Here is a 26,876-nt window from a genome sequence, read left to right on the forward strand (position 1 = left end):
CGAGTGTAGATGGTCTGACTTCTCCTGCATCGACTCCGCTGCCGACTTGCCGAATCGTGTTTACGCGGTTACGTTTGTCACCTTTGGGGACATTTGCGGACAATGTCCTAAAAGATCACGAATATGTCCCGAAGACGGCTAAAATGTCCTAAAGGTGACCAATTGGGAGGCGATCGGTATGACCTTAGATGACATCAGGCTGATTCTCGTTCAAGGGGAGGGGACTTCCGTTGAATTCAAGCGATGCGGGAATATGCCGGAGATTGACACGTTTGAGACGATTTGCTCATTCGCAAATAGGCAGGGAGGCAATGTCTTTCTAGGAATTGTTGACGCCGAGAAATCTGGTACGTGCAAGCCCGAGGCTATCGGGGTTGATCCAGATCGTGCTGTTGAAATCGAACGCAACATAGCAAACCGACTGAATGACCCGAGCTTCTTTAATGTTCCGCCCGCTGTTGAGTTTGAAAGAGTGGAATTTAATGAGAAGCTAATTTTGCGTATATGGGTCACGGTTGGTCCTGTCGTTCATAGATTGAAGGGTGTTGTATATGACAGGATTGCCGATACGGATCGAAAAGTTGTGACCGATACACAACTCGCGGCTATATACATCCGCAAACAGGAATACTATTCCGAACGGAAGGTCTATCCCTACCTCGGAATAAGTGACTTGCGCCTTGACCTGCTTGCGCGTGTTAGGAAAATGGCTGCGGCAAAACGCTCTAACCACCCTTGGTCCGAGATGGACGACGAGGAGCTGCTGCGCAGCGCAAATCTGTATCTCAAAGATTACGAGACGGGTCGCGAGGGGTATACGCTTGCCGCTGCACTTTTGCTTGGCAAGGACGATGTAATTGCCAGCATTGCGCCAGCGTACAAGACCGACGCGTACGTTCAACGCAACGACGTTGATCGTTATGACGATCGCATCGTCGTGAAGACTAATCTCATTGAGGCTTATGATGCCCTCTTGGGTTTTGCGCAAAAGCATCTGTCTGATAAATTTTTTCTCGATGGGACGCAGTCGATAAGCTTGAGAGATGTTATTTCGCGTGAGCTGATTGCGAATACGCTTGTCCATCGCGAGTACACCAATCCCTATCCTGCAAAAATGGTTATCGATATGGGAAGCATTCGAACGGAGAATGCGAGCCGGCCTCGCTTTGTCGGTAAGCTATCGCCGGGACGCTTTAATCCGCTACCTAAAAATCCTATTATCGCTGAGTTTTTTAACAATATTGGACGGGCGGAATCGCTGGGAAGCGGCACGAGGAATTTGTTTAAGTATTCCTGGGCCTATGGGGGTGGTCAGCCCGAGCTTATCGAGGGTGATGTGTTTGAGGCTCGGGTTCCCGTGGCATCGAACTCAGAATCAAGTCAGAAGCTCGATGTTGATTGGGTTATAGAGCGCATGTTGGAGTCTTATGGTCATGTAACCGTGGCGGCGGTGGCTAATATTGCGCATGTGACTGAGCGGACGGTGCGGAGGCATATATCGGACAAGGTCAGCGCTGGTGAGTTGCTGGGGATGGGCGAAACGCGAGCAAGAAAGTATGTTAGAACGAAATAAGAAGGCGGACGCAATCCTCTTTCGGAGCATTAGCGGGCAATGTCCCGAAAGGGTCGAGGATGTCCAGAAATCCCAAGATGAATTGGCTGCGCTATCCTGAACAGTTGGGGTGGTAACGGATCCGGGGCAGATTCAATCACCGAATTCAAGGTACGAAGCTCTACCTTTCGCCCGTGGTTGACCTCTACAACGACGAGGTCGTCGCCTACTCGATATCCAGGTCCCCGAACATGAAGATGATCCTCGAGATGCCGGCGGGCCTCGAGGGCGGGCTCGATGGCGAAGACGCCCCGTTGCTGCATTCAGACATGGGCCGGCAGCGCCAGATGCCCGCCTACGGACTCGCGCTCGAGCGGATGGGGATCGCCCAGTCCATGTCCCGCAAAGGAAACTGCCTCGACAACGCGAAGGCCGAGAACTTCTTTTCGATAGTCAAGACCGAGCTTTACTACGATTGGGAGGGAGACGACCCCGATATCTTCGAGGGGAATTTGGAGAAGTATATCGACTGGTACAACAACGTGCGCATCAAGAGACGCCTGGACGGAAGCAGCCCGGTCGAGTACAGGCTCAGCCGGGCCGTCTGATTCACTTCTTTTGCCGTTCAGGAAACGGGGTCCTTTGCAGAAATGGAGCGCAGTTCAAAACTCGGAATCGGCCTTTGCTGTTGTTGAGCGATAACGCTATGCGAGTCGCATTCGTATTCGAATAGTTGCGGCGTCTCGTTACTTCAAAGTCACCATTTCGAACATGGGCAGGGCATCTTCCCAGGTAAGATTGCTGTTGGCATAGATGCTGACCGTCGTGCCGTTCGACGCTTCGGCATACAGGTACGTGGCACCATGCGTAGCGACGAAGCGCGTCCACGTTACGCCATTGATTTCGACTTCGTCAATCTCGCCGCCACCCATGTTGTTCTGGGCGAGCTTGGCTTCACCCATCGGGTCTTTGGAGGCGGTATACACGTCGACGTGCCCATCATCTACGGCATCGAGGCTGAATTCGGCATCGCTGTGCTTCTCGTCCATTTCGGTAAGCGTCCAGCCATCGGCGGCTTTTGCGCTATAGGTTTCGAAATCGACGCCGCCAAGGGCCTTGATTTCGTCGGCCTTTTCCTTAACTGCCTTGTATTCGTCGGTCTCGCATCCCGTGGTGTCGAAGTGCATCACGCTGGGGTTGGTGCCGCCCGATACGTCATTCTCGAATTCGACGGTAATGGGCCCATAGTAGTTGTTGTCAACGACCCAGAAATACACCCACTCAACGCTTTCGCCAGGTGCGATGGTCGGGTTGCCCTCTGTTTGGGCGTCTTTGCAAAGCTCCGCCGGCGGGGTTTCAATTTCTTCGACATACGCGGTGAACGTATTGAAAATGCTATCGCCCGGTTCAAGGTTGCCGGGAGCAGCGTTCGTGGTGAAGCTGAAGCGATCAAGCGGTTTGTCGCTCGTGTTCGTGATGCGTACGCGCAGCCAGAAGCCATCTTGCTCATAGAACTCGCCGCGATAGTACGTGCCATCGGCGAGTGATTCGACGGTGAAGCCCTCGACTTCAATCTTCTGGGATTCGTAGGCCGATTTGCTGGCGGCGGCATCGCCGCCCGATTCGCCCTGCTCGCCGCCGCCACCGCCGCATGCGACCATCGTGCATGCAAGCGCCGCGGACAGTGCGACTGCGGGCGCACCCAGCAGAATCTTCTTCGTCATGGGTTTCATCATTCCCATCACTTCCTTTCGCATCGCGATAAAAGCGCTCTCCCTTCGGCGTCCATCGCGCCAGTTCGGCTTTCAAGACGATTGTGCTGCGTTCGCGCTAGCGCGCGAAGTACTCTGCGGCCCAAATGGCGAGCGCGCAAAGTCCCAAACGGCTAAAAGAGGAAGCGGTGGTTTTTTGGATGGTTGGCTTGCCGATGAAGCGGTCGGGCGATTCGTTGATGCCCATGAGGCGCCTCTGGGTAGCTGCCCTCCTCGTTTTGTCGCCGACGAGCATGCTGCATGGTCGCGCTCGTCGGATTGCGGACACTTGAGCATATGTGTGGGGAATGGGCTCTGATACCATCCGTGAACCATGTCGCACATTTCCTGTTGCGACATGCTTAAGAAGAGGGAGGAACACCATGATCATCGAATTCAAGGGCATGCGTCCTGATGTGGAAAAAGCTACGTTTATCGCCGACAGCGCCACGCTTTCCGGCGATATTCATTTGGCGGAAAACACTTCCGTATGGTTCGGCGCATCGGTGCGTGCCGAAGTCGCGTCCATCACCATCGGCCGCGACAGCAACGTGCAAGACAACGCCATGCTCCATGCCGATTACGATTTGCCCATCACCATCGGCGAGCGCGTGTCGGTGGGGCACAACGCCATCGTGCACGGCGCCACCATCGAGGACGACGTTATTGTGGGCATGCATGCCACGGTTATGAACGGTGCCCGCGTCGGTCGCGGTTCCATTATCGCCGCAGGCGCGCTGGTCAAAGAGCATGCCGTGATTCCCGAGCGCTCGCTGGTTGCAGGCGTTCCTGGCGTGGTCAAGCGCACGTTTACCGAAGAAGAGCTTCAGCGCCAGAGGAAAAATGCGGCGGTGTATACCGATGACGCGAGCGAGTACGCCAACAACGTCAAAATTGTAGGTTAGCGAGTTTCTGAGCGGTTGGGTTCGCCGCGAATAGTGCGTCGCATCGGTCCCCAGGAGCCGAATGGGCATCTTTTTCGGCGTCTTCGAACCGAATGATCGTCTCGCTTTGGCGTTTTCGGACCGAAGTCGCCTTGTTTCGGCTTTCGTGCCTGTCCTAACGATTTTCGGCCCGTATCATTGCTTTTTGCGCGTGCTCTGAAATTTCGGTTTGCGCTTTCGGGAACATCGGGTATAATTCGATTTCGCGCCCGAGTGGCGGAATGGCAGACGCGGCGGTCTCAAAAACCGTTGTCGAAAGACGTGCGAGTTCGACTCTCGCCTCGGGCACCATTCTGAATCTGAAAAGCCGGCTTCTAAGGAAGTCGGCTTTTTCTTTTTAAGAGCCTACGTCTCGGCACGAACAAAGGCCTACGTCTCGGCACGAATTCCGCTTCGGCCGCGCTCCCGTTTTCAAAAGGAGGAAATCAGCTTCCTTTTGAAGTTGGTTTCTTTTGAGGGGTCGACGATCTCGACTTAAGGGGCCTACGCTTTCGACGCCAGCATGAAATGCCAGCATGAAATGTAAGAAATGAAGAGCAGCCCGCTATGCGAACGTGGCATTGGCCTTGCATGAAATGCGCGTTCGGACAGTCAAACGACGTTCAGGCGGTTGACACCTTCCCGCTCGGCGTATGGAAGCTTGTCGAAGGCATGCATTCTTTTCGGCGTTGGCAGAAAACGCCGCAATGGGGCCCGATTGCGTGGATTTGGGAGCGTGCTGCCAGGAAACGCCATGATGGGGCCTTTTCTCGGGCGGATATTCTTCGGCGCTCTTTTCGGAAAATTACGTGACCTGGCCTTTTGTTGAACTTAGTTACTCCGTTCGGGCTTTTACGGGCTTTTCCCTCCGTAATGAGGTCTGCAGAGAGGCCCCCTTGTCGCGTTTTCTGCCATCTGGGGCTCGAGACGCTGCACAGTTTTCTTGTGATGCGTTTCGGCGTAAGGTGTCTTCGTCAAGAGATTGGAGCTGTTTTGAATATCACATGTTCTATGGCTGTGAGCAGCAAAAGTGGAAACACCAAATTGGTGGCTGATGCGCTGCAGCGCGAATTGACCGACGCTGGAGTGCGCTTTGCGGCCTCTTTCGATTTGGATGGCGCGGCTGTGGAATCGGCGCACTCGGAAGGCGTTAAAGGTGCTGAAAATGTCGAAGGCGCTGAAGGGGACGAGGCCGCCGAAAATGGCCAAAGTGCCAACGCAGCTGCATCGGCGCCCGTTGAATCGACGTCTTCCACATCGACGATTGCCACACAAGCGAGCGAGGCCGACGTGGTATTCGTCGGCTTTTGGTGTGACAAGGGCTCATGCAGCCCCGCTGTTCAGCATTTTCTTCAGGGCCTTGCGGGGAAGCGCGTTTTTCTGTTCGGCACCTGCGGTTTCGGTGAAAGCGACGAGTATTTCGCGCAAATTCTCGACAGGGTTCGCACATATTTGCCTGCCGATGCGCAGTATATTGGCGGCGCGATGTGTCAAGGCAAGATGGGTATGGGCGTGAAGCGCCGCTACGAGGGCATGCTCGAGAAAGATCCCGAGAACGCTCAGGCTCGCATGCTGATTGACAATTGGAACAAGGCGCAAAGCCACCCGAACGAGGATGACGTCTCGCGCATCGCGGCTGCGGCGAAAGAAGCGCTCGAGGGCATTGCCGAGTAGCGCCGCGACTAAAGCGAAAGAGACGATCGTGAGCGTTGCCGAGCGGTGGGTTCGCTTAAAGAAGAAGGCCAAGGGTTCGTGCCCTTGGCCTTCTTGGTGTTGCATGCGTCGAGTACCTCCTGGGGCGCTTCGCCCGCGCCCTTCGCCTACAGCAGGCTGACGTTTTCGCCCTTCATGGCTTTGTTCATGGTGCGCACTGAGCACATGGCGCCGCACATGGTGCAGGTGCTCGGGTCGTGCGGGTTGGTGCTCGCCACGTATTCTTCGGCCTTCTTGCGATCGATGGCCTCGTCGAACATCGCGGGCCAGTCGAGGCGCTGGCGTGCGCGAGCCATGCGGTCGTCCCAATCGCGAGCGCCAGGAACGCCGTTCGCCAAGTCGGCGGCGTGCGCGGCAATTTTCGAGGCGATAACGCCCTCGCGCACGTCCTGCACGCTCGGCAGGCGCAGGTGCTCGGCGGGAGTCACATAGCACAGGAAGTCAGCGCCGTTTGCTGCGGCGATCGCACCGCCAATGGCTGACGTAATGTGGTCGTAGCCAGGCGCGATATCGGTCACCAGCGGCCCCAGCACGTAGAACGGCGCGTTGTGGCACAGGGTTTTCTCGATTTGCATGTTGGCCGCAATTTCGTTGAGCGCCATGTGGCCCGGGCCCTCAATCATGACCTGCACGTTGCGCTCCCATGCGCGCGTGGTAAGAAGGCCCAGCTCAATGAGCTCGCTTACCTGGCCCGCGTCGGTGGAGTCGCTCACGCAGCCAGGGCGCAGCGCGTCGCCGAGCGAAATGGTGACGTCGTATTCGTACAGAATGTCGAGCAGTTCGTCGTAGTGCTCGAAGAACGGGTTCTCGTTGCCCGTCATTTCCATCCAGGCGTAAATCAGGCTGCCGCCGCGGCTCACGATGTTCATCATGCGGCCGCTGCGTTTGAAGCTATCGATGCTCTTGCGGTTGAGGCCGGCGTGAATGGTCACGAAGTCCACGCCTTCTTCGGCATGTGCGCGCACGACGTCAAGGAAATCTTGCGCGGTGATGTTGCCCAGGTCTTTTTCCAGGTAGCCGACGGCGTCGTACATGGGAACGGTGCCGATCATCGCGGGCGACATATCCACGAGCGCGCGGCGGAAATCGTGCGTTTTGCCGTAGTTCGACAGGTCCATAATGGCCTCGGCGTCGAACTCAAGCGCGGTGCGCACCTTCTGCATCTCGCAGTCGTAGTCGCGCTCGTCGCCGGAAATGCCCAGGTTCACGTTGATTTTCGTACGCAGCCCTTCGCCAACGCCATGCGCGTGGAGCGCAGGGTGGTTGTGGTTGGCGGGAATGGCAATGGTGCCGCGCGCGACGCGCTCGCGAACGACTTCGGCGTCGATGCCTTCGTCTTCGGCGACTTGCGCCATTTGTGGCGTGACGATGCCGAGCTTGGCGGCTTCCATTTGGGTTGAATAGGTTTGGGTCATGGTCGCTCCCTCAATAGACGGGCAGCCCTTGCGCCTCGCCGCGACGCTTGCGCGCCCGCTTTCCGCAATTACTGTCCGAGGTTTCTGCGCAAGTATAGCCGCTCGTGGCGCATGGGGCGAACACGCTTCGCCGTATGGCGCGAATTCTGCACCAGTTACTGCGGAAAAGGCCCCTTTCTTCAAGGAAAACGGAGGAGCGTGGCGCATGGCACGAATTGTGCTGCCCGTCTAACAAAAGCACGATGAAGAAAACGGCGGAAAGAAGGTTTGCGATGAAGGAAATCGAGCAGGGCGCATTGCGGACGGCGGAAGACCATTTTGCGGAAAGCCCCTCGCTCGAGGAGCGTGTTGCTCGAATCGAAGCTCGCGATCGGGTTGAAGAACTGCTCGCGCATTATGCGCGCTGCGTTGACGCGCAAGATGCGCAAGGCGTGGGCGCTGCGTTTACGGAAGATGGGGAAATGTGCAACCCCGGCATGCCTGCTTTGAAGGGCCGCGCGCGCATCACGAAGCTCTATGGGAAGTTGTTGCCGGCGTTGCGCACGTCATCTCACCTTATTGGCGTGCAGCAGGTTTTGTTTGCGTCGAGCGAGAGGGCGTTGGTCCATGCGGCGTTTCAAGCGTGGGATTCGTATAAGGCCGACGACGTCCTCGACTGCTTTTCGTTCGGGTTCTATGAGGTTGAAGCAGTGCGCGAGGCCGACGGCGAATGGCGCATGGCGGCGCTCAACATCAACTTCGCGGGGCAGCTTGAGGCGTCTGCCGACGGTCGCCTGCGTAATGGCGAGGGCGTGAACGGTCGTTTTTGCGAGCAGTTCGCTCGCCCGTGGCCGCCAGCGCCCAGGGAATAGCCGTCGCGCTTGGGGCTCAATCAAGCGGCTTTTCTGCGAAGCGGGGCGGTGCTGGCGCGTGGCGTCGCCCGATCGGCCTCATGTTCAATGGGCATGTTTGAATGGGAATCCCCGTTTTTTCACGTGCCTTCGCTCGAATGGCGAATTCGTTTTTGAGCAATCGCGCTCGAATAGGGAACTCGCCGCGGAAGGCTTCGATGGAGTCGCTTCCGAAAGCCTCGATGGAGCCGCCCGGGGGCGTGGAGCCAGTTCTTGAAATGCCCGTTTATCCTGGGGTTTCGCTGCGTTACACTGAAAAAGCATTCATTGCATCGTTAACCTGCGAGTAGGGGATAACCCAGGAAGAGACGGTGGTATCAATGGCAGCTCCCGAGACGTTGCATGTCCGCAACATCGTGTTGGTCGGACAAGATGGTGCGGGCAAAACTTCACTGGCCGAAGCCATGCTCTACATTTCCGGCCAAACGCCGCGCATGGGCACTACGCACGATGGAAAATCGTACCTCGACTACGATGCCGAGGAAATCAAACGCAAGTTCACTATGGGCACATCGGTCGCGCCCATTCCGTATAAAGATTACAAGATCAACCTGCTCGACACGTCGGGCCATCCCGACTTCATTGGCGACACGCTCGCAACCATGCACGCCGCCGAAATGGCCATGTTCGTGGTTGACGCCGTAGAGGGCCCGCAGGTCATGACCACGAAGCTGTGGCGCGAGGCCGAAACTATGCGCCTGTCGCGCTCGGTGTTCATTAACCACATCGATCGCGAGCATGCAAACTTCGACGTTATCATGGCCGCGCTGCACGCCCGCTTCGGCGCGCGTTTGGGCGTGGTGACCATTCCTATTGGCGTTGACAAAGATTTCAAGGGCGTCATCGATATTCTGCGCATGAAGGCGCGCTACTTCGAAGGCGATTCTGAGCGCGTGGAAGAAATTCCCGATGAATACCTTGAGCAGGCCCAGGTGGCGCGCGACAAGTTGTGCGACTTGGTTGCTGAAGCCGATGACGACCTTATGATGAAATACCTCGATGGCGAAGAGCAGCTCACCCAGACAGAACTCGAGGGCCTGTTCGACAAGGCCATCGCGCAGGAGCTGTTCATTCCCGTGTTCGTGGGTTCTACCATCATCAAACAGGGCATTCAGGGCCTTATGGAAGACATTTGCACCTACTTCCCGCACCCCACAGCGCATGGTCCCATTCCCACGGCCGACGGCGGTGAAGTGAAGGTTTCCAAAGAAGGCGAGCCTGCGTGCTTCGTGTTCAAGACCTTGGCCGACCCCTATGTTGGCCGCCTGAGCTTCGTGAAGGTGCTTTCGGGCACGCTGGTGCCGGGCCTCGAGCTGCTGAACGCGCGCACGGGCAAAAAGGAGCGCCTGGGCCATGTGTGCGTGATGAAGGGCAAGGAAACCACGCCGGTGAAAAGCGCTATGGCGGGCGACATCGTGGTGGTGCCGAAGCTCGTCGAAACGCGCACGGGCGACACGCTTTCGGAAAGCGGCAGCATTGCCATTGCCCCGCTGCCGTTCCCCATTCCGCAGTATCCTGTCGCCATTGAGGCTGTGAATAAGAAGGAAGAAGACAAGCTGGGAACTTTCCTTGCGCGTGTTGCGGAAAACGATCCGACTGTTCGCATCGAACGCCATGAAGATACGCACCAAACGGTGGTTACGGCGATGGGCGAGGCTCAGATCGATACTATTTTGAGCCGCTTGGCCGCTCAGGCAAAGGTTGAGACGAAGCTTGTTCCGGTGCGCATCCCGTATCGCGAGACCATTCGCAAGACGGCTGAAGCCGAGGGTCGTCATAAGAAGCAGACCGGCGGCGCGGGCCAGTTCGGCGATTGCTGGCTGCGTCTTGAGCCCAACCCCGGGTGCGGCTATGAATTCGTCGACGCCATTAAGGGCGGTGCGATTCCGGGCGGCTTGGTCCCCGCGGTCGATAAGGGCGTGCAGGAGGCCATGGCCGAGGGCGTTATCGCAGGCTACCCCATGGTCGATGTGAAATGCACCGTGTTCGACGGTTCGTATCATCCGGTCGACTCCAATGAGATGGCGTTCAAGACGGCGGCGCGTATCGGCTTCCGTGCGGCATGCGAGCAGGCGACCCCCGTGGTGCTCGAGCCCATGGCCACGATGAGCATCGCTGTGGGCGAGTCGTTCGCGGGTGCGGTAATGGGTGATATCTCCACGCGCCGTGGTCGCATTATCGGCACCGACTCAAACGATGCTGGCGAGACGGTCATTATGGTGCGCGTGCCGTATGCCGAGGTCGTGAGCTACACGAAGGATCTGCGCAGCATTTCGCGCGGATCGGGCAGCTACACCATTGAGCTTGATGGCTATGAGCAGGCTCCGGCCGATGTGCAGAAAAAGCTCGTCGCTGAATACGAAGCCAAGCGAGCTGCCGGCAACTAACGATTCGCGAATGGAACCTGTTAAATGCTCGCAGCGTTTAACAGATTTTCTTGCTCGCGAGTGGGCAATGGGGCAGGGGCTTATCCCCTGTCCCATTTTTTGCGCGGGGAATGTGTTCAATGCTCGTAGCATTTAACACATTCTTTGGGACAAGGGACGAGGCGGCCTTGTACCTTTTAACCTTGCCTTGGTTTTCGTCGCACGCAACCTGCTAAACGCTACGAGCATTTAACAGGTTTTGGCGGGTTCTTGCGCTACCATGGGCGCACGCACTCGTCGGAAGGTCCGCCCATGAAGCTCCAGCAGCTCGTTTATGTTACGAAAGTCGCAGAATGCGGCAGCATTACCGAGGCCGCGCGCAGGCTGTACGTTTCGCAGCCCTCTATTACGAGCGCGATTCACGACCTTGAGCAGGAAATGAACGTGCATATTTTCGACCGCACGAATAAGGGCGTGGTAGTTTCGGAAGAGGGCGAAACCTTCCTGGGCTATGCACGTCAGGTGCTCGAACAGACGGAATTGCTCGAGGACAAATACAAAAACCCCGCGCAGCGCGTGCCTCACTTCAGCGTGTCGTGCCAGCACTATTCGTTCGCGGTGAACGCGTTCGTCGACGTGATTCGCGAGTTCGATGCCGCGCGCTACGATTTCACGCTTCGCGAGGAACAAACGCACGAGATTATCGAAGATGTCGCCCACATGAAAAGCGAGCTCGGCGTGCTCTACTTGTCGGCGCGCAATCGCGAGGTCATAGGGAAGATGCTTGCTGCCAACGAGTTGGCTTTCGAGCCGTTGTTTCGAGCCGAGCCGCATGTCTTCGTGTGTTCGAGCCACCCTTTGGCGTCTCGCGCGTCGGTTACGCTCGACGACATGGCCGATTATCCGTTTCTGTCATATGAGCAGGGCAGCTTCAACTCGTTCTACTATTCCGAAGAGCTTACATCCACGCTCGATCGCAACAAAAATATTCGCGTGCGCGATAGGGCGACGCTGTTCAACCTGCTCATCGGTCTGAATGGCTATACGGTGTGCTCGGGCGTGATTAGCGCTGAGCTCAATGGCGCGTCGATTATTTCAGTGCCGCTCGATATCGATGAGTATATGGAAGTGGGGCTGGTCACGCGCAAGGGCACGCAGCGTTCGGTATACGGCGCGGCGTATGTTGAAGCGATTCGACGACATATTCCGCAATAGGGTCGAGGTGGCGCGAAACGAAGCGCGCGCGGTGACTTACCACTTTGTGGCGCATTCTCGCAGGCCGCCCAACGGTGGCCCCCATGCTTCCGTTCTGGTTTGTGTGACGGCGCTCTTGGGTAGCTTGGCTCGGTAGCGCCGTGGCGACATCGACTCATTGCCTCGGCGGCTCGTCTTAGCACCGTGGGCTCGTGGCGCGTTCCGAGGGCTGGCATCCGGCGGCTCGGTTTTCGTCAGGCTTGGCTGTCTCGTCGCTCTTTGCCACCGCCATAGGAAAAACCTATCACAAAAGCAAAGTTATTCGTATTTCACAATCGCAAAGCAGACCTGCATACTGTTCGGCAGACATTAAACCAATTCGAACAGAGGGTTAAATATGACTGCGAATTCTGTAACTAATGCGCCGTTTCGTTGCGATATCGTCGGCAGCTTTCTTCGTCCCGACGTGCTGAAACAGGCGCGAGCCGATTTCAACGCGGGCATCATCAACGCCGCCCAGCTCAAGACTGTGGAAGACGTGGCCATTCGCGACCTTGTCGCCAAGCAGAAGGCTGCGGGCCTGAAGGTTGTGACCGATGGCGAATTTCGTCGCAGCTATTGGCATCTCGACTTCATGTGGGGCCTTCAGGGCATTGAACGCCGCACGAGCCGCGAGGGCTATATGTTCCACGATGAGGAAACCACGGCCGATACCGCGGTGGTAACGGGCTCGATTTCTGGCGAGAACCACCCGTTCGTTGAGCATTTCAAGTTCGTGCAGGCGCTCGCTGGTGACGACCACGTTGCGCGCCAGACCATTCCTGCGCCCATCCAGACGTTTTCGGAAGTGACGCTCGATCGTTGCGATGGCCAGCAGGAAAGCCTGCGCAGCGTGTATGCGACCGACGAGGAGCTTGCCGATGCGATTGCTGACGCATATCGCCAGGTTATCGCCGATTTGTATGCCGCGGGTTGCCGCAACATTCAGTTCGACGACTGCACGTGGGGCATTTACTGCGATACCGATTTCGTGGCGAAAACGGGCATGCAGGCCGTCGATATCCAAAAGGTGAGCGAGCTCGGCGTAGCGCTGAACAACGCCGCTATCGAAGGCGCGCCCGAAGACCTCGTGATTAACACCCACGTATGCCGCGGCAATTACCACTCCACCTACGCGTTCGAGGGCGGCTACGACCCGGTGGCGCCGTATTTGTTCGCCCATGAAAACGTCGACGCGTTCTACCTGGAGTTCGACACGCCTCGTGCGGGCGGTTTCGAGCCTTTGGCGCATGTCGCCGAGGGTAAGAAGGTCGTGCTCGGCCTTATCACGTCCAAACAGCCCGGCTTGGAGGACAAGGAAGTGGTGAAGGCGCGCATCAAGGAAGCGTCGAAGTACGTGCCGCTTGAAAACCTCTACCTTTCGCCGCAATGCGGCTTCGCGAGCTGCGAGATTGGCAACAAGCTCACCGAGGAAGAACAGTGGGCGAAAATCGCGCTCATCCAAGAAATCGCCGCCGAGGTGTGGGGAGAGTAACGTTGCGGGCGTTAGCAATCTTGCACGGTGATACAAGGAAATTACCATAGAGAAAAGGCGAGCCGGGAATATGTTCCTGGCTCGCCTTTTTTGGCATGGCGTCGAGTTCTCGCCTTGCTCCTTGTTTGCGCGCAACGGTGCTGAGGCATGCTTAACTTGTATGTATCATATGATACATACAAGTTAAGCAAAGGGATGGACGTGGGCCGCGTATCGATGAGGCGTTGATGAATCGATTGGTGCGGCGTGCGCTGCGACGTATTCATGAGAAAAGGTGCTATGAATACCATTTCATTGGCGGCGAAGGTGGCAAAAGCCTGTAAACGAGCTTCGTGGAATCATAGGGAACGCACGGAATCACGGTCTTTCCCTCTCACACGCTGCGCTTTCTCCGATCATTCCCTGACACGATGTAGTATTGCCTCTTGTTTTCGTACATTTCCGCATCTGCGGCTTTCAGAAGCGACTCAAAATCCGTGTCCCTTGTGCCGCTTATCGCCGTACCGAGGGACGCGGTAGCACCCAGTCGGCTTTTTGCCGTTTCCAGTAGTTTCTGAAACGCCTGATGTGTGATGTTTGGCAGAACCGCAATGAACTCATCTCCGCCAAGCCGATACACATGACGCTTTCCGAACACAGATTTCAGCGTCTGTGTGGTCTGCACAATGGCGTTATCACCGGCGTCATGTCCCTTTTGGTCATTTATTTCCTTTAGGCCATTTATGTCGCACATGACAACCGCCAGGGGAAAGTACTTCTCTAGCTTTTCTGTGTACGCCCAATCCAGTGCTTTTCTGTTTTTACAATCTGTGAGCTGGTCATATAATGCACTGTGCTCCAGTGCATCTGCGTTATCGCGCAGTCTTATCATAAAAGAGATCATAAACTCGATCATATCTATCAGATTCGAGATCTCATGCAGTTTCTCTTCGGGAGGATTGTCCACACCGTAGAATCCGACCATCTTGCCGTTGATTTTAATTGGCCCTGTCACAAGGGTATTGACACCCTGAGGTTTCAGCAGTTCATAGATGGCTTCGCTTGTTTTTTTGTATTCTTCAATGTCATGGATGATGACATTGTTGGATTCTTGAAATTGTGCAAACCATGTTTCAATGATGCCTTCATACGGCACATCCTGCAAGTCATCTTTTTCTTTGGATACACCCGCTTTGCACCACTCGTAGGTGTTGTCAAACGTTCCGTGGTCATTCTGTTCAAAGATGTACGCTCGATCGGCGGTCATACGCTGTCCGATATACTCCACCAGTTGATTCAGTACTTTGTCCGGATTTTCTTCTGAAGCGGCATACCGAACCATGTCCGTGAGAAATCTCTCGTAATTCAGGATTCGTTCCTGCGATTCGCGCTTGCTGACTTCCAACATTTCCTTTTCCTTATGGTACAGGATTCTCTGGAGCTTGCTTCGCATCACCGTGGCAGTCAGAAACATACTCAGCACCCCGTACAGAATCACATTCACGAGGTTATTGGATAGAATTGGGGTGTGCTGCGCAAAGAAAGCAAGTCCGATATAGAGCAGCATACTGCTCAGAATCAGCCCGTTCATGACCGCCGTTCTGGCGGTAAACAGCAGCGGCGCTACCATCGTGAACACAATGTAGTCGACAGTGAGCCCCTCCGGTGTAATCAGCGTTCCCGTAATAATGCCGAACAGCAGCAGCGCGGCAAAAAAGCTGTATATAACCAGCTCTTTCCCCAAGAAGCTTCTAAGTTGACAACGAGAAATGCAAAAATAGACCAAAGAAAGGAACGTATAGGCCAGATACACCCATTTATATTTCCCGATACTCAGAGAAAACGCACTCACCAGCGTTATGACCCCAAAGGCAACAAGCGCCACAACAGAATACAGCCGCATGGCTTTCCAGTTTTCTTCCCATGCATCCTGTTTAACTTTCTCATAATCACCGCGGCTAAACATAAACAACGAAACAATTTGATTCATACGTTTTTCTCTCAAAACTCTGTTCAATTACTGCTTTCATACTATCAAAATGCGTTGAATGGGATTTCGGACGTTTTTCCGGACCATGTCCCGACGCTATACCGTATGGCCCCTCTCCTCGCGATGCTCCCTGATGGCCTTCCATCCTAGGTCCTTCTTGAGTGGATTGGCTATAGCCAATCCAGCCGTGGCCTCGCTCGAAGAGCTCGATTGCCGCCTTCCTGGCCCCGATGTCGTGTTTCACCCTCAAGTCGACACGCATAAAAAAGCCTCCCATTTCTCATGTCCAAGAAATGGGAGGCAGTTCACGGGGAGCCTCCGTTTTGATTTTGCTATCGCTTAGCGACGGCCGCCGCGACCGGGACGATTGCCGCCCTTGCCGCCACGGTTGTTGCCATTGGGACGGCCGCCTCCGAACTTGCCGCCACGGTTGTTGCCGCCGCGACCGCCGAAGTTGCCGCCGTTGTTGCGGCTCGCGCCGCCCTTGCCGGAGCGCTGGAAGCCATCAGAATGGCCGCCGTTGCCGGGGCGTCCGCCGCCGTTGCTCGGACGGTCACCGAAGCCCTTGCCGCCGAAACCGTTGCTGCGGTTGTTGCCGCCGCGGCCGCCGTTGCCGTAGTTCTTCTTGCCGGGCTTGCTGCCGCGGCCGTCGGAGTACTGCTTGTCGGCGTACTTCTTGCCGCGTGCGCCGCGGCTGCCGCGCTCGTCGTCGAAGAAGCTGCCTTGATAGGCTTCGTTGCGCGGGGTATCCCAGCTGCCACGCTTGCCGCCGTTGCGGTCGTTGCTGCTACGGCGATCGTCGCGGTCGTTGTACTTGCGCACGCGGCCGCCGCCACGGCGCTCGTCGCGGAAGCCGTCGAGGTCGCGGTCGTCATGGTTGGCCATGCGGCTGCGCTTGCCGGGCTTGCCCTTCGCGCCGCCCTTCTTCGAGAAGGAATCGTACGAATAGCCGCCCTCGTCGTTTCCGCGCTTTTTGGACTTCTTCTTGCCACCTTCCATATTCGGCGTGTCGAACATGGCTGCGTAAGCTGCGTCGGCTGCGGCTTGGCGTTCGCTCAGGCTGCGCTTCTTCTCGCCGCCGTTGTTGTGGTGCGGGTTGGCGGGAATGTACTCTTCGCCGCTCGCTTCGGCTTCGAGCTTGCGCTTGTGCTCGGCGGAACGCTCCAAGTCGCGCTTGCGGGCGCCCTTCTTGCCGCCTTTGCCCTTGCCTCGATCGAACTTGCCTTCGCCGCGGCTTTTGCCGCCCTTCTTGCCGCGGCTCTTCTTCTCTTCGAAGAAGTAGCTCTCGTCGTCGGCGAGCAGGCGTTCATCGGCGCCTTCAACCGGCTCGAACGCATCGGCCGAAACCTCGAAGTTCATCTCGGGAATTTCCTGACCCGTGAACTTCTGAATGTTGCGCAGCAGGTTGCGCGTGTCAGGCGTCACGAGCGACACGGCGAAGCCATCGGCGCCCGCGCGGCCTGTGCGGCCAATGCGGTGCACGTAATCTTCGGGCATCATGGGCAGGTCGTAGTTCACGACGTAGTCGACCTCGGGCACGTCGATGCCGCGAGCGAGCACGTCGGTGGCGACGAGCACGTTGGTCTTGCCCTCGCGGAAATTAGTCAGCGCGCGGCTACGCTGGGCCTGGCTGCGGTCGGCGTGAATGGCCTCGGCGGGAATGCCGATGCGGCGAAGGCGCTTGCAGCAGTTGTCGGCGCCGCCCTTGGTGCGGGTGAACACGATAACGCGGTAGCCGCCTTTTTCCTTGATGAAGGAGTTGAGCAGCTCGGGCTTCTGGCGACGCGTTGTTTTAATCACGTACTGGTCGACTTTGTCGGCCGTTTCGCCGCGGTGGGCGATTTCAACAATCGCGGGGTCGTTCAGGATGCTGAACATGGTTTTGTCCTGGCTGCGGTCGATGGTCGCCGAGAACAGCAGCGTCTGGCGGTTTTTGGGCGTGGCCTCGACAATGCGCTGGACTTGGGGCCAAAAGCCCATGTCGAGCATGCGATCGGCCTCGTCGAGAACGAGCACCTGAACCTGCGAGAGGTCGGCGGCGCCGCGCTCCATAAGGTCGATCATGCGGCCGGGGGTCACGATGGCCACGTCGAGGCCGCGCTCGAGCTTCTTGATTTGCGGGCCGTAGGCCACGCCACCCACGAATGTGCCCACGAAGTGGTGCGTGTGCTTGCCGATGGGCATGCACGTGTCAGCGATCTGGCTGGCCAGCTCGCGGGTGGGGGTCACGATGAGCATGAAGGGGCCGCGGTCGTTGCCTTCGCGATGGCCCAGTTGGTCCATGGAAGGAAGCGAGAACGCGGCGGTTTTGCCCGTGCCGGTTTTTGCGGCGGCGATAAGGTCGCGGCCCTGGAGCACCAGCGGAATGGCCTGCTCCTGGATGGGGGTTGCATCGGTGTAGCCGAGGGTGTCAACGGCTTCGAGGGTCTGCTCGGAAAGGCCGAGCTCAGCGAACGTAGTAATGACGTGCTCCTTTGGTCAGGTGCTTTAACGCGATGCGAATTGAATGCGAGGTCGCACGTGGCACGAGGCGAGCAGGCATGCGGGCGAAATGGATGCGTGCGCAGCCGTTTCTGCGGGCATGATGGACGTGGCGCCTGCAGCCGCAGAGCGGCATACGGGAGCTACGGCCGAAAGGTCGCAAAGTGCCAAGCGGCATAAAGCCGCAGCGAAAGTCAGGCGAGCGAGGTGCCAGCCTTGTATGCCATTTCTTTTGGATTGTTGCGCGAAATGCGAGAACAACCCGCCATGTGAGGCCAATCGTCGTGTGCGGAGCCCCGGGCGAGTTACATGGGAAGCGGGGAGTCAATCCGCATTCACCGAGCCGCCAAGGCTCTTGGGCGCAATCGATATGCGATCGAATAAAGCGCGGTTAAAAACAACGTTGGCTATTATGCCTGGCAATGCGCGAACGAAGCGCAGGCGGAAAACAATTCACGAAATTTTTATTGCTAGCGTGCTTTAGTGTGCTATAGTGCGTGGCAACGAAAACGCAGCGCTCAGGCGCTGCAGACGATTTTCCGAAAGGAGCCACCAGCATGAACAGCATTCAGAACAACCTCATGAACTGGTGGTGGCGTGATGCGAATACGGTCGGTCGACTGTGAGTTCCTCACGCCTTTTATAGTTTGGCGAATAGGGGCCCTCGGTTAGACCGAGGGCCTTTTTGTATGCGCCGAACTTCCTTGGGCGCGCCAACGTAAAAGGCATCGACCGCATTCGCATCACGCGCCTCCACTTCTTCGAACAACGCTCATTCAACCTGTTACTCAACCTGCTCCCGACCTGTTAAATGCTCGTAGCATTTAACAGGTGGCATTAGCGAATAGCGCTAACGGGCGACTTTGACAGGCTTTCCTCGAAAGGACGCATCTCATGTCTGAAAATGCTACTACCGCCCAGCCCCGTACCGTCGCAACCGTCGATCGCGGAAAGCTCGACATTAAAGCGCTCGTGCTGCTCGCCATTTTGCTCGCGGCGGGCTTTATTCTGAATATGTTTGTGGGCAAGGCGATTTCTGGCGCCACAGGCGGCATGATTTCGCCCGAGTTCATCATTTCGGCGTTCTGCCTGACTATTTTGGTGGTTCGTCCAAATATCGGCCAAGCCCTGGTCATTGGCCTTATTTCTGCGGCTGTTATTCAAATTACCACCACGTCGCCGTTTATCGATTTCGCAGCGGAAGGCGTTGCCGCGGTGGTTATGGCGCTCATCGTAAAGGCGGGCATGAAGACGCCGGCGAAAAAGATTATTCCTTTGGTTGGCGCGTTTGTGACCACGGTGCTTTCGGGCTGCATTTTCATGGTTATCAAGATGGCCATGATCGGCGTGGTCGGCGAACTCGCCGCCGCAATGCTTCCCGTCGTTATCGCCACGGCGGTGTTCAATGCCATTCTGTGCCAGGCGCTTTATGTGCCCATTAAGAAGGCTCTGAAGGTCGAAGATTAGGCCGCACTTAACCTTTCTAAAGGTTATCAAGTATCTAAGAGTAATTAAGTAGCATCTCGCATATAGGTTTCCGAAAGGCCGGCCATGAATTCGATCATCGAAGTTAAAGACGTAACGTTCACGTATTCAGGCGCGCAGCGTCACGCGCTCGAACGGGCATCGCTCGCCGTTGCCGAGGGCGAATTCGTGGGGGTCATTGGGCCGTCGGGCGCCGGCAAGTCGACTCTGGCGGGCGTTATGTCGGGTGCGGTGCCGCACCACTTCGCGGGCGAGCTGTACGGGGCGTGCCTGGTCGATGGCAAAGATACATGCGAGGTTACCCTAACCGATGTATCACGCCTGGTAGGAAGCGTGTTGCAAGATATCGATGCTCAGTTCGTGGCATCGAATGTGTGTGACGAGTTGCTGTTCGGGCTGGAGAATTTCGGCGTGACGCACGATGAAATCCCCGCTCGTATGCAGCAGGCGCTCGAAACGGTGGGCATCGAAGATTTGCGCGATCGCGAAATCGCAACGCTTTCGGGTGGCCAAAAGCAAAAGGTTGCCATTGCGGCTATTCTGGCGTTGCGCCCGCGCGTTCTGGTGCTCGATGAGCCCACCGCGGCGCTCGACCCGGCGTCTTCAACGCTTGTGTTCGAAACGCTGTGCGAAGTAAACCGATCGGCCGGCATCACCGTGGTGGTTATCGAGCAGAAGGTTGCGTTGCTTTCGGAATACTGCAGTCGGGTTGTGGTGCTTGAACAGGGAAAACTGATATTCGACGATACGCCGCGCAAGGTGTTCTCGCATGGCGAGCGACTGCGTGAGATTGGCGTTGATAGCCCGCGCGTCGCTCGCGTGTCGAACTCGCTTGCGGCGGCGGGGCTGTGCGAGCTGGGTGAGCCGGCGCTTTCCGTCGATGAGGCGGCGGCGCTTGTTGCCCGCATCGTGGGCGAGGGCGTGCGCGGCGCCGTCGTTGAGGGGGCTTGTGCGGTGCCTGCCGTGCCGAGTTCGCCTTTGCATGCGGCTATGTGCGACTCATCGATTGACGGTGATTCCGTTGTTGCCGCTTCCTCTTCTGCGCGCACTGGCGAGCCAGTGGTTCGTTTTGAAGGCGTGAGTTATTCCTATCCGGGTGGCGGCGCTTCGGTGCGAGCGCTCGACTTTAAGGTGCTCCCTGGCGAAATCGTCGGTATCGTGGGCCAGAATGGCGCGGGCAAAACCACGCTCACCAAGTTGCTCAACGGTTTGCTTAAGCCTGCCGAGGGCAACGTGGTTGTTGCTGGCTTGAATACGCGCGAGGTTCCCACGAGTCGCATTGCCCGTCACGTGTCCACGCTGTTCCAAAATCCCGATCGGCAAATTTGCAAAGATACCGTGCTCGACGAGGTTGCATTCGGGCTGCTGTTGCAGGGCGTTTCGCTGGACGAGGCATCTGCGCGCGCCAAAGCGACGTGCGAGCGGTTCGGCCTTCCGCTCGACGAAGCGCCGTTTTCGCTGTCGCGCGGCCAGCGCCAGATGGTTGCGCTTGCGTCGGTCGTGGTGGGCGAGCCGCAGGTCATCGTGCTTGACGAGCCTACGAGCGGGCTTGACTACCGCGAGTGCATGACGGTTATGGAAACCGTGCGCGACATGGCGGCGGCGGGAAGCGCGGTGGTCATGGTGTGTCACGACATGGAAGTGGTGAGCGATTTCGCCAATCGCCTGGTGGTTATGGCGAACGGGGAAATTCTTGGGCGCGGAACGTGCGCCGATGTGTTCGCGAACGCCGACCTCATGCAGAGCGCTTTCGTCGAACCTCCTCAGGCTATCGCGCTGGCGAAAAAACTCGCGGCCGAGGTGTCACCAGCATTTGCGGGACTTTCCGAAGTGTCGGACATTGTTGCCGTTGCGAAGGAGCTGGCTTGCCGTGCTTAACGTTATCGACTATATGCCGGGCGACACGCTGCTGCATAAGCTGAACCCCGTGGTGAAGGTGGCGCTTGCCGCCTCCATTATCGCGGCGACGTTTCTGTCCAATTCTTACGCCATGCTTGTAGGGTTGCTCGCGTTCACGTTGCTTATGGGGGCTTACGCGGGTGTTGTGGGCCGTTTGGTCGTGCTCATGAAACTGCTCGTGCCGCTTGCGCTCATCTTATTTGTGCTGCAGGTTCTTTTCATGCGTGCGGGCACGCCTGTGTTTGGATTTGCCACCGATGAGGGCCTTATTACGGGCAGCAAGGCGTGCCTTCGCCTGCTCGGCGTGGCGACGCCGCTGTTGCTCATGCTCATGGTTACCCCGCTTGGCGATCTTGCGAACGCCTGCGTCGAGAAGCTGCATATTCCGTATCGCTATGCGTTCACGTTTACCACGGCGCTGCGTTTTGTGCCTATTTTCTCGCAGGAAATGAATGCCATCATGGAAGCCCAAACCGCGCGCGGCGTCGAATACGATACGAAGAATCCACTTAAGAAAATGCGCCTTATGCTGCCTTTGTGCGTGCCGCTGCTGCTTTCTTCGGTGGGCAAAACCGACGCCACGGCGCTTGCTGCCGAGCAGCGGGGGTTTTACTTGCGCACGCGTGAGAGCGCCTACGATCGCCACCCGTTCGTGGCGCGAGACTATGCGGCCTTCGCCCTGTGCATTGCACTCATTATGCTGGGTGTTGCGTTTTAGTCGGCGCCACTGGTGTCTGTGCGAATGCGCGAAATGGTTTGTCGCATTAAAAAGGGAGTCGATTGCTCGACTCCCTTTGTGCATGTGCGCGAATGGCGCGTTTACAAGCGAGATGCGCGAATTAGAAGCGCAGGCTCAGGCAGGACAGGCCGCCGTCGATTTTGCGGTACTCAGACGTGTCAACGGTGAGCGTTTTGTAGCCCAGATCCTGCACGGCCTTGAGCACGGTGGGGTAGCCCTCGGGCACGATGACGGTGCCGTTGACCCAAATGCAGTTGGCGGCATAGGCCTCATCTTCGGGGATTTCAACCTTGTTGTACTTCTCGAAGTCGGGCTTGGTCTTGAACTCGCCAGAAACGAGCATGTTGTTGTCTTCCAGGTAGTTCACGCCGGTCTTCAGGTGCAGCACGTACTCCAGCGGCACCTCGCTGCCCGAAAGGCCCCAGCCCTCGAGAATTTCGATGAACTGGCGAATGCCCTCTTCGTTGGTGCGAGCGGAACGGCCCACATAGAAGTGGTCGCCAACCATCATGACGTCGCCGCCCTCGAGCGTGCCAGGAGCGGTGATGTGGGCGATGTGATCGTCGTCGAAGAACTGGCGAATGGTGGGCTCCATCTCCTTGGCCTCGCCATTGCGGGTGCCAGCGCCTGGGTTGTCGATGATGGCACCGCAGCGGGTGATAACGGCGGTGTCCTCGACGAAGCAGCTGTCGGGATACTCTTCCATTGCGGGAAGCACGGTAACGTCAACGCCACACTGCTTCAGGGCTTCGATGTAGGCGTCATGCTGCTCAATCGCCTTCTCGTAAATCGGCTTGCCCAGCTCAGGTGCGCTGGTGATGCCGTCGCACAGCGATTTGCCGGGGCGGCGGACAATAACGTGGGAAAACTTAGCCATGGAAAGTTCCTCTCTCTGCGAACGTGGCTACAGTCGCGCGTTGCGCGGCTTTCCAAACGACCCCCATTGTACCCCCTTTAGGCGAATACGTCTCGTAGGGAGGGGGTGAGTTTACTCATGCTTGATTGAGGCTATTTTCCCATGAACTCTTTCGTGAGCCCAGTGCGCGTTTGCGTGTCTGTTTTCTCGTAGATGTTCGTGAGGTGACGCTGCACCATGCGAAGCGAAATTCCCAGATCATCGGCAATTTGTTTGAGAGGGCGCTCGTCGCAAGCCACGGCGCGCAGCACGTCGGTCTCGCGTGGTGTGAGGCCGTATCGGGCGATGAATTCCGCCTGCAGCTCTTCGGCGGAAGGCGCGCTTTCGGTGGCGCGGCCGGCTTCTGGCATGGTTTTTGCTTTTCCTTCCGTATCCACATGCAAGGAGGAGGAAACATGGCAGAAGAAACGTTCGAACCGTTTGGCCCGCTGCAGGGCGTGAAGGTTCTTAATCTTTCGCAGGCGATTGCTGGGCCGTTTGCTTGCGCGATGTTGGGCGATTTGGGCGCCGATGTCATTGGCATCGAAAATCCCAAAGGTCGCGACACGAGCCGTCCGAACCCGGTGCTCCCCGGTTGGGGTACGCGCATGGATCGCCGCAATTCCCGATCGCTGTGCATGGACGTGCGTCATGGCCGTGGTCGCGAGCTGTTCTACAAGCTGCTTGAAAACGCCGATATTCTGGTTGACGGTTTCCGTGGTGGCCAGATGGACAAGTGGGGCATGAGCGACGAGGCGTTGTGGGAGGTTAATCCGGCGCTCGTCATTGTACATATTTCGGGCTTTGGCCAAACGGGCGACCCCGACTACATAAGCCGCGCGAGTTTTGATGCCATCGGTCAGGCGTTTTCGGGCTATATGGAAATGAATGGCTTCCCCGATCGAGCTCCCGTGCCCGCGTTCCCGCAGCCTTCCGACTACTTTGTTGGTCTGTTTGCCATCGTCGGAGCGTTGGCCGCCCTTAACCGCGCCAAGGAAACCGGTCAGGGCGATTCAATCGATGCTGCACAGTATGAGGCTATGGTGCGCTGCTCGGGCTTCTATGTGGTGAATTACCTCAATGCCGGCGTGCTGCCCAAGCGCGAGGGGTCCCACTCGACGAGCTCTGCGGGATATGGCACCTATACCTGCAAAGACGGCGTGAATCTGTACATCCTCATTCTGGGTGCCGGCGTTGTGCGCAACGCATGCAAGGTGCTTGGCATCGACATTGCCGAAGACCCGTTCTATGACGGCATGGGCCTGTGCGGCATGGGTACGCCCGCTGGCGATATTTTGGAGGGCAAGCTCGCCGAATTCTTCGGTGCGCATACGGGTGCCGAGGCTGAGGAAATCCTGCTCGAAGCAGGCGTTCCCTGCAGCCGCATTTATACGTTCGCCGATTGCGATGCCGACCCTCATTACAAAGCGCGTGAAACGTTTACCACGTGGAAAAACGCCCACGATGACGAAACGATGCGCGGTGTGAACGTCGTTCCGAAGTTGAAGAAGAACCCGGGCAAGATTCAGCGCGGCATGCCGCTCGTCGGCCAGCACAACGAAGAGATTCTGCATGGTCTCGGCGTGAGCGACGAGGAAATTGCCCAGCTTTATGACGAGGGTCTTATTCGCCAAGAAACGACACTTACCGGCAAGTAGTTGCCTTTCCGCATATTCGGCGGTGGCTCATCTTCCCATTCCTCTCTCATGCCGCCGCATCTCCTTTTTGCGAGCCCGCACTCCATTTCCCCTGGATGCGGGCTTTCTTTTCGCGTCGGCCGAAAGTCGGGCGTTCAATTGCTGCTGTTTTTGGCTCAGGGAAACGCGCCGATTGGCCTGTTGCGTTATGTCGCGCACGGCCCTCGTCTTCTTCTGGTCGCTGTGGCATGGTTTTTGCTTCAGCGGAATGGTTGTTTTCGTTTAGAGGTGTTTTATGGTGACTGAATCCCCATCGGGAAATGCTCGGAACGCGCGTCCTCATTTTGGTTTCTTCGTTGTTTTCGCGCTTGTCATATGCATGTTTTGCCCCGTTTCGTTTGGGCATAGCTGTGCCGGAATCTTCTATCCCTACGCCGCCGCCGATTTGGGCGTGGGAACGGGCGTGCTGAGCTACTTCACACCCCTTGCGTGCCTATCTGGTCTCGTATTCCTCCCCTTTGCGGGCCGTTTGCTGAACGGTTGCGATGCGCGTGCATGCATCGGAGGGTCGTGTTTTGTGGCGGCGCTTGCGTTTTTCCTGGTGTCGTTCTCGACGCAATTGTGGCAATACCTCGCGTGCGGCGTGCTTATGGGATTTGGCACGTGCACGCTAATTTATCTGGCGCCCGCGACGCTTATCACGCGTTGGTTCGATAAGAATGCGGGCTTCTATATTGGTTTGGTTGCGGCTTTTACGGGTGTTGGCGGCATGGTGTGGGCAGCCGTTGGTGGCGCCCTCATTCAAGCGCTCGGGTGGCAGGCGACCTATCGCGTGTTCGCCGCCATTACGCTCGCATGCGTGCCGATTATGATTGCATGCATCGCAAGCCGTCCTTCCGACAAAGGACTTTTGCCCTACGGGACAAATGCGCAGAGTGCTTCGACCGATGAAAAGGGTCAAGCTTCTGCGCCGATTGATGCCGCTGCCCTTGTCGCTCAACTTGCGCCAGGCGAGCATCCTCGCGCCCGCAAGGGCATCGCGGCGAGGGAAGCGTTCAAAATGCCCCAGTTCTATCTCATTATGGGCTTTTGCTTCTGCTTGAATTTCGGCATGTACCTCAACGGCATGGTTCCCTCGTATGTGCATACGTTGGCGGTTGGATCTGCTGTTCCCATGCTTGGTGCATGGGCCACGTCGCTTTCCATGGCGGCTCAAACGGGCACAAAGCTCGGGCTTGGATACGTGGGTGAAAAGCATCCGTTCTCGGGCGCGGTTGCGTGCATCGCCATGGGCATCGTGGGTGCTGTGCTTATTTTGGTAGGCGGCGCCGGCAATGCGGCCGTCGTTATCGCGGTGGGCGCATTCGCGTATGGCGTCTATTACGGCGTCACCAATGTCATGACGCCGTCGTTTGCCCGCAAAACATTCGGCGGCCTTGAATATCCTATTGTGTATGCGCGCATTTCCATGGCAGCGAATGTTGCGGGCGTATGCTCGGGATTTTTATGGGGCGCCGTAATCGATATCGCCGGCTTCGAGGTTGCCTTTGTGGGCGCTGCGCTGCTCATCGCCTGCGCGATTGCCTGCACGCTGGGACTTGCTTATTTCCAGAGTCGCGACATCAAGCGTTTCCTCGAGGGCGATAAGGCGAAATAAGAATGTGGCTTTCTGCTTAAAGAGGATTCGTGATGCTATGGGGTCGCTTCGGCGGCTCCATCGTTTTAAGCGCGCGTTGCGTTTAGAAACGCGCGGAAAAGCGGCGCGGCGTTGCCCAAATACTCCGGATGCCATTGCACGCCTACGTAAAAGGCCGAGGTGTGACTTTCGACCGCTTCGATAACAGGGCCGCACGTCGCGGTTATTTCAAGCAAAGGGGCAATATTGCGAATTGCCTGATGGTGCATGGAGTTGACGAAGAGCGGCAGAGGGTCGTCCGCTTGTTCGGCGTGCTCTTCGCGGTATATGGCGTGGAGTGTCGATCTGGGTGAAATATTCACCTCGTGTTGCCCTCGTTCGTAGGGCTTTGGCTGCCGATGAAGGTGAACCTGCTCGTCGGCGATGCCCTCAATAAGAGCGAGGTCTTGATAAAGAGTTCCGCCAAGTGCGACGTTCATGATTTGCAAACCCCGACAAATGCCAAGCGTCGGCATGTTTAACACGAAGGCTCGTCGAGCAAGCTGAAGCTCGAAATAGTCCCTCTGCTCGTTGACGCCAAGAATTGACGGATGTCTGAGCGATTCTCCGTATGCACGAGGAGAAATGTCGCCGCCTCCCGAAAGAAGAACCCCGTCAAGCGAGGCGAGCACGTCTTCGACATAAGAAGGGGAATCTGAGAGGGGCGCCAGCATGACGGGCGTGCCGCCAGCTGCTGCGACGGCGAGCGCGTATTCATGATTAACTTCGCACATGTTCGTCGCGGGATTGATTTCTGC

The 26,876-nt window shown here is 57.1% G+C and carries 21 protein-coding genes and 1 tRNA gene; 14 read left to right on the forward strand and 8 right to left on the reverse strand.

Annotated features, from left to right (window positions below; genetic code table 11):
• Positions 1-178: 178 nt before the first annotated feature.
• Entirely contained in the window at positions 179-1,573 is a 1,395-nt protein-coding gene (locus tag ACWI8T_RS00690) for an AlbA family DNA-binding domain-containing protein (RefSeq protein WP_449137563.1), read from the forward strand.
• Between the two features lie 173 nt (positions 1,574-1,746).
• Entirely contained in the window at positions 1,747-2,160 is a 414-nt protein-coding gene (locus ACWI8T_RS00695; RefSeq protein ID WP_449137564.1) for a transposase, read from the forward strand.
• 138 nt (positions 2,161-2,298) lie between these two features.
• Here ACWI8T_RS00695 and ACWI8T_RS00700 read toward each other — a convergent pair whose 3' ends face one another.
• Together ACWI8T_RS00700 and ACWI8T_RS00705 are read right to left on the reverse strand one after the other, a co-directional pair.
• Positions 2,299-3,294, reverse strand: a complete 996-nt coding sequence (locus tag ACWI8T_RS00700; RefSeq protein ID WP_449137565.1) for a hypothetical protein — start codon at positions 3,292-3,294, stop codon at positions 2,299-2,301.
• Between the two features lie 88 nt (positions 3,295-3,382).
• Complete coding sequence (locus ACWI8T_RS00705) at positions 3,383-3,511, reverse strand: hypothetical protein (protein ID WP_449137566.1); 129 nt, start codon at positions 3,509-3,511, stop codon at positions 3,383-3,385.
• Positions 3,512-3,686: 175 nt separating this feature from the next.
• Here ACWI8T_RS00705 and ACWI8T_RS00710 point away from each other — a divergent pair, with 175 nt between their 5' ends.
• From ACWI8T_RS00710 to bilS, 3 genes are all read left to right on the forward strand, one after another.
• Positions 3,687-4,208, forward strand: coding sequence for a gamma carbonic anhydrase family protein (locus ACWI8T_RS00710; RefSeq protein WP_449137567.1), 522 nt, complete (start codon positions 3,687-3,689; stop codon positions 4,206-4,208).
• Between the two features lie 246 nt (positions 4,209-4,454).
• A tRNA-Leu gene (locus tag ACWI8T_RS00715) sits at positions 4,455-4,538 on the forward strand.
• A gap of 735 nt (positions 4,539-5,273) precedes the next feature.
• On the forward strand, positions 5,274-5,900 hold the full coding sequence (bilS, locus tag ACWI8T_RS00720; protein WP_449137568.1) for a flavodoxin family protein BilS: 627 nt from the start codon (positions 5,274-5,276) through the stop codon (positions 5,898-5,900).
• 146 nt (positions 5,901-6,046) lie between these two features.
• Here bilS and thiC read toward each other — a convergent pair whose 3' ends face one another.
• On the reverse strand, positions 6,047-7,354 hold the full coding sequence (gene thiC, locus ACWI8T_RS00725; protein WP_449137569.1) for a phosphomethylpyrimidine synthase ThiC: 1,308 nt from the start codon (positions 7,352-7,354) through the stop codon (positions 6,047-6,049).
• 272 nt (positions 7,355-7,626) lie between these two features.
• Here thiC and ACWI8T_RS00730 point away from each other — a divergent pair, with 272 nt between their 5' ends.
• From ACWI8T_RS00730 to ACWI8T_RS00745, 4 genes are all read left to right on the forward strand, one after another.
• Entirely contained in the window at positions 7,627-8,205 is a 579-nt protein-coding gene (locus ACWI8T_RS00730) for a nuclear transport factor 2 family protein (protein WP_449137570.1), read from the forward strand.
• Positions 8,206-8,564: 359 nt separating this feature from the next.
• The gene (locus ACWI8T_RS00735) at positions 8,565-10,631 is read left to right on the forward strand and encodes an elongation factor G (protein ID WP_449137571.1); all 2,067 of its coding nucleotides are present in this window, start codon (positions 8,565-8,567) and stop codon (positions 10,629-10,631) included.
• 291 nt (positions 10,632-10,922) lie between these two features.
• On the forward strand, positions 10,923-11,825 hold the full coding sequence (locus ACWI8T_RS00740) for a LysR family transcriptional regulator (protein WP_288485658.1): 903 nt from the start codon (positions 10,923-10,925) through the stop codon (positions 11,823-11,825).
• A gap of 376 nt (positions 11,826-12,201) precedes the next feature.
• Positions 12,202-13,338 (forward strand): 5-methyltetrahydropteroyltriglutamate--homocysteine S-methyltransferase, encoded by a 1,137-nt coding sequence (locus tag ACWI8T_RS00745; RefSeq protein ID WP_449137572.1) that lies wholly within the window; start codon positions 12,202-12,204, stop codon positions 13,336-13,338.
• Between the two features lie 373 nt (positions 13,339-13,711).
• Here the strand turns inward: ACWI8T_RS00745 and ACWI8T_RS00750 are convergent, their stop codons facing one another.
• Together ACWI8T_RS00750 and ACWI8T_RS00755 are read right to left on the reverse strand one after the other, a co-directional pair.
• Positions 13,712-15,307: a sensor domain-containing diguanylate cyclase gene (locus tag ACWI8T_RS00750; protein ID WP_449137573.1), complete on the reverse strand. Its 1,596-nt coding sequence runs from the start codon at positions 15,305-15,307 to the stop codon at positions 13,712-13,714.
• A gap of 339 nt (positions 15,308-15,646) precedes the next feature.
• Positions 15,647-17,665 (reverse strand): DEAD/DEAH box helicase, encoded by a 2,019-nt coding sequence (locus tag ACWI8T_RS00755; RefSeq protein WP_449137574.1) that lies wholly within the window; start codon positions 17,663-17,665, stop codon positions 15,647-15,649.
• Positions 17,666-18,682: 1,017 nt separating this feature from the next.
• Here ACWI8T_RS00755 and ACWI8T_RS00760 point away from each other — a divergent pair.
• The 3 genes from ACWI8T_RS00760 to ACWI8T_RS00770 all read left to right on the forward strand — a co-directional run bounded on the left by ACWI8T_RS00760 (position 18,683) and on the right by ACWI8T_RS00770 (position 21,890).
• The gene (locus ACWI8T_RS00760) at positions 18,683-19,255 is read left to right on the forward strand and encodes a hypothetical protein (protein WP_418950304.1); all 573 of its coding nucleotides are present in this window, start codon (positions 18,683-18,685) and stop codon (positions 19,253-19,255) included.
• Positions 19,256-19,339: 84 nt separating this feature from the next.
• Positions 19,340-21,151 carry an ABC transporter ATP-binding protein gene (locus ACWI8T_RS00765; RefSeq protein ID WP_449137575.1) on the forward strand — a complete coding sequence of 604 codons (1,812 nt, stop codon included), beginning with the start codon at positions 19,340-19,342 and terminating at the stop codon, positions 21,149-21,151.
• A complete protein-coding gene (locus ACWI8T_RS00770) occupies positions 21,144-21,890 on the forward strand; it encodes an energy-coupling factor transporter transmembrane component T family protein (protein WP_449137576.1) in 747 nt (248 codons plus the stop codon). The genes ACWI8T_RS00765 and ACWI8T_RS00770 overlap by 8 nt, the downstream gene beginning before the upstream one ends.
• 121 nt (positions 21,891-22,011) lie before the next feature.
• Here the strand turns inward: ACWI8T_RS00770 and ACWI8T_RS00775 are convergent, their stop codons facing one another.
• Together ACWI8T_RS00775 and ACWI8T_RS00780 are read right to left on the reverse strand one after the other, a co-directional pair.
• Positions 22,012-22,788: a dimethylarginine dimethylaminohydrolase family protein gene (locus tag ACWI8T_RS00775; RefSeq protein WP_281668563.1), complete on the reverse strand. Its 777-nt coding sequence runs from the start codon at positions 22,786-22,788 to the stop codon at positions 22,012-22,014.
• A gap of 131 nt (positions 22,789-22,919) precedes the next feature.
• Positions 22,920-23,177: a response regulator transcription factor gene (locus ACWI8T_RS00780; RefSeq protein WP_449137577.1), complete on the reverse strand. Its 258-nt coding sequence runs from the start codon at positions 23,175-23,177 to the stop codon at positions 22,920-22,922.
• A 45-nt stretch (positions 23,178-23,222) separates the two neighbouring features.
• Between ACWI8T_RS00780 and ACWI8T_RS00785 the strand changes: the two genes are divergently transcribed.
• Together ACWI8T_RS00785 and ACWI8T_RS00790 are read left to right on the forward strand one after the other, a co-directional pair.
• Entirely contained in the window at positions 23,223-24,464 is a 1,242-nt protein-coding gene (locus tag ACWI8T_RS00785) for a CaiB/BaiF CoA transferase family protein (RefSeq protein WP_449137578.1), read from the forward strand.
• A gap of 274 nt (positions 24,465-24,738) precedes the next feature.
• Complete coding sequence (locus ACWI8T_RS00790; RefSeq protein ID WP_449137579.1) at positions 24,739-26,100, forward strand: MFS transporter; 1,362 nt, start codon at positions 24,739-24,741, stop codon at positions 26,098-26,100.
• Between the two features lie 65 nt (positions 26,101-26,165).
• On the opposite strand, the gene ACWI8T_RS00795 is transcribed toward ACWI8T_RS00790, so the two are convergent.
• Positions 26,166-26,876: gamma-glutamyl-gamma-aminobutyrate hydrolase family protein (locus ACWI8T_RS00795; protein ID WP_449137580.1), on the reverse strand; the 711-nt coding region annotated here is incomplete at its 5' end.

This window comes from Slackia sp. (assembly GCF_977041755.1).

What these genes read in the sequence shown, in the direction of transcription:
- ACWI8T_RS00690 (WP_449137563.1), top strand. Translation starts at nt 179, where the DNA reads ATGACCTTAGATGACATCAGGCTGATTCTCGTTCAAGGGGAGGGGACT.
- ACWI8T_RS00700 (WP_449137565.1), bottom strand. Translation starts at nt 3,294, where the DNA reads ATGGGAATGATGAAACCCATGACGAAGAAGATTCTGCTGGGTGCGCCC.
- ACWI8T_RS00705 (WP_449137566.1), bottom strand. Translation starts at nt 3,511, where the DNA reads ATGGGCATCAACGAATCGCCCGACCGCTTCATCGGCAAGCCAACCATC.
- ACWI8T_RS00710 (WP_449137567.1), top strand. Translation starts at nt 3,687, where the DNA reads ATGATCATCGAATTCAAGGGCATGCGTCCTGATGTGGAAAAAGCTACG.
- thiC (WP_449137569.1), bottom strand. Translation starts at nt 7,354, where the DNA reads ATGACCCAAACCTATTCAACCCAAATGGAAGCCGCCAAGCTCGGCATC.
- ACWI8T_RS00730 (WP_449137570.1), top strand. Translation starts at nt 7,627, where the DNA reads ATGAAGGAAATCGAGCAGGGCGCATTGCGGACGGCGGAAGACCATTTT.
- ACWI8T_RS00735 (WP_449137571.1), top strand. Translation starts at nt 8,565, where the DNA reads ATGGCAGCTCCCGAGACGTTGCATGTCCGCAACATCGTGTTGGTCGGA.
- ACWI8T_RS00740 (WP_288485658.1), top strand. Translation starts at nt 10,923, where the DNA reads ATGAAGCTCCAGCAGCTCGTTTATGTTACGAAAGTCGCAGAATGCGGC.
- ACWI8T_RS00745 (WP_449137572.1), top strand. Translation starts at nt 12,202, where the DNA reads ATGACTGCGAATTCTGTAACTAATGCGCCGTTTCGTTGCGATATCGTC.
- ACWI8T_RS00750 (WP_449137573.1), bottom strand. Translation starts at nt 15,307, where the DNA reads ATGAATCAAATTGTTTCGTTGTTTATGTTTAGCCGCGGTGATTATGAG.
- ACWI8T_RS00760 (WP_418950304.1), top strand. Translation starts at nt 18,683, where the DNA reads ATGTCTGAAAATGCTACTACCGCCCAGCCCCGTACCGTCGCAACCGTC.
- ACWI8T_RS00765 (WP_449137575.1), top strand. Translation starts at nt 19,340, where the DNA reads ATGAATTCGATCATCGAAGTTAAAGACGTAACGTTCACGTATTCAGGC.
- ACWI8T_RS00775 (WP_281668563.1), bottom strand. Translation starts at nt 22,788, where the DNA reads ATGGCTAAGTTTTCCCACGTTATTGTCCGCCGCCCCGGCAAATCGCTG.
- ACWI8T_RS00780 (WP_449137577.1), bottom strand. Translation starts at nt 23,177, where the DNA reads ATGCCAGAAGCCGGCCGCGCCACCGAAAGCGCGCCTTCCGCCGAAGAG.
- ACWI8T_RS00785 (WP_449137578.1), top strand. Translation starts at nt 23,223, where the DNA reads ATGGCAGAAGAAACGTTCGAACCGTTTGGCCCGCTGCAGGGCGTGAAG.
- ACWI8T_RS00790 (WP_449137579.1), top strand. Translation starts at nt 24,739, where the DNA reads ATGGTGACTGAATCCCCATCGGGAAATGCTCGGAACGCGCGTCCTCAT.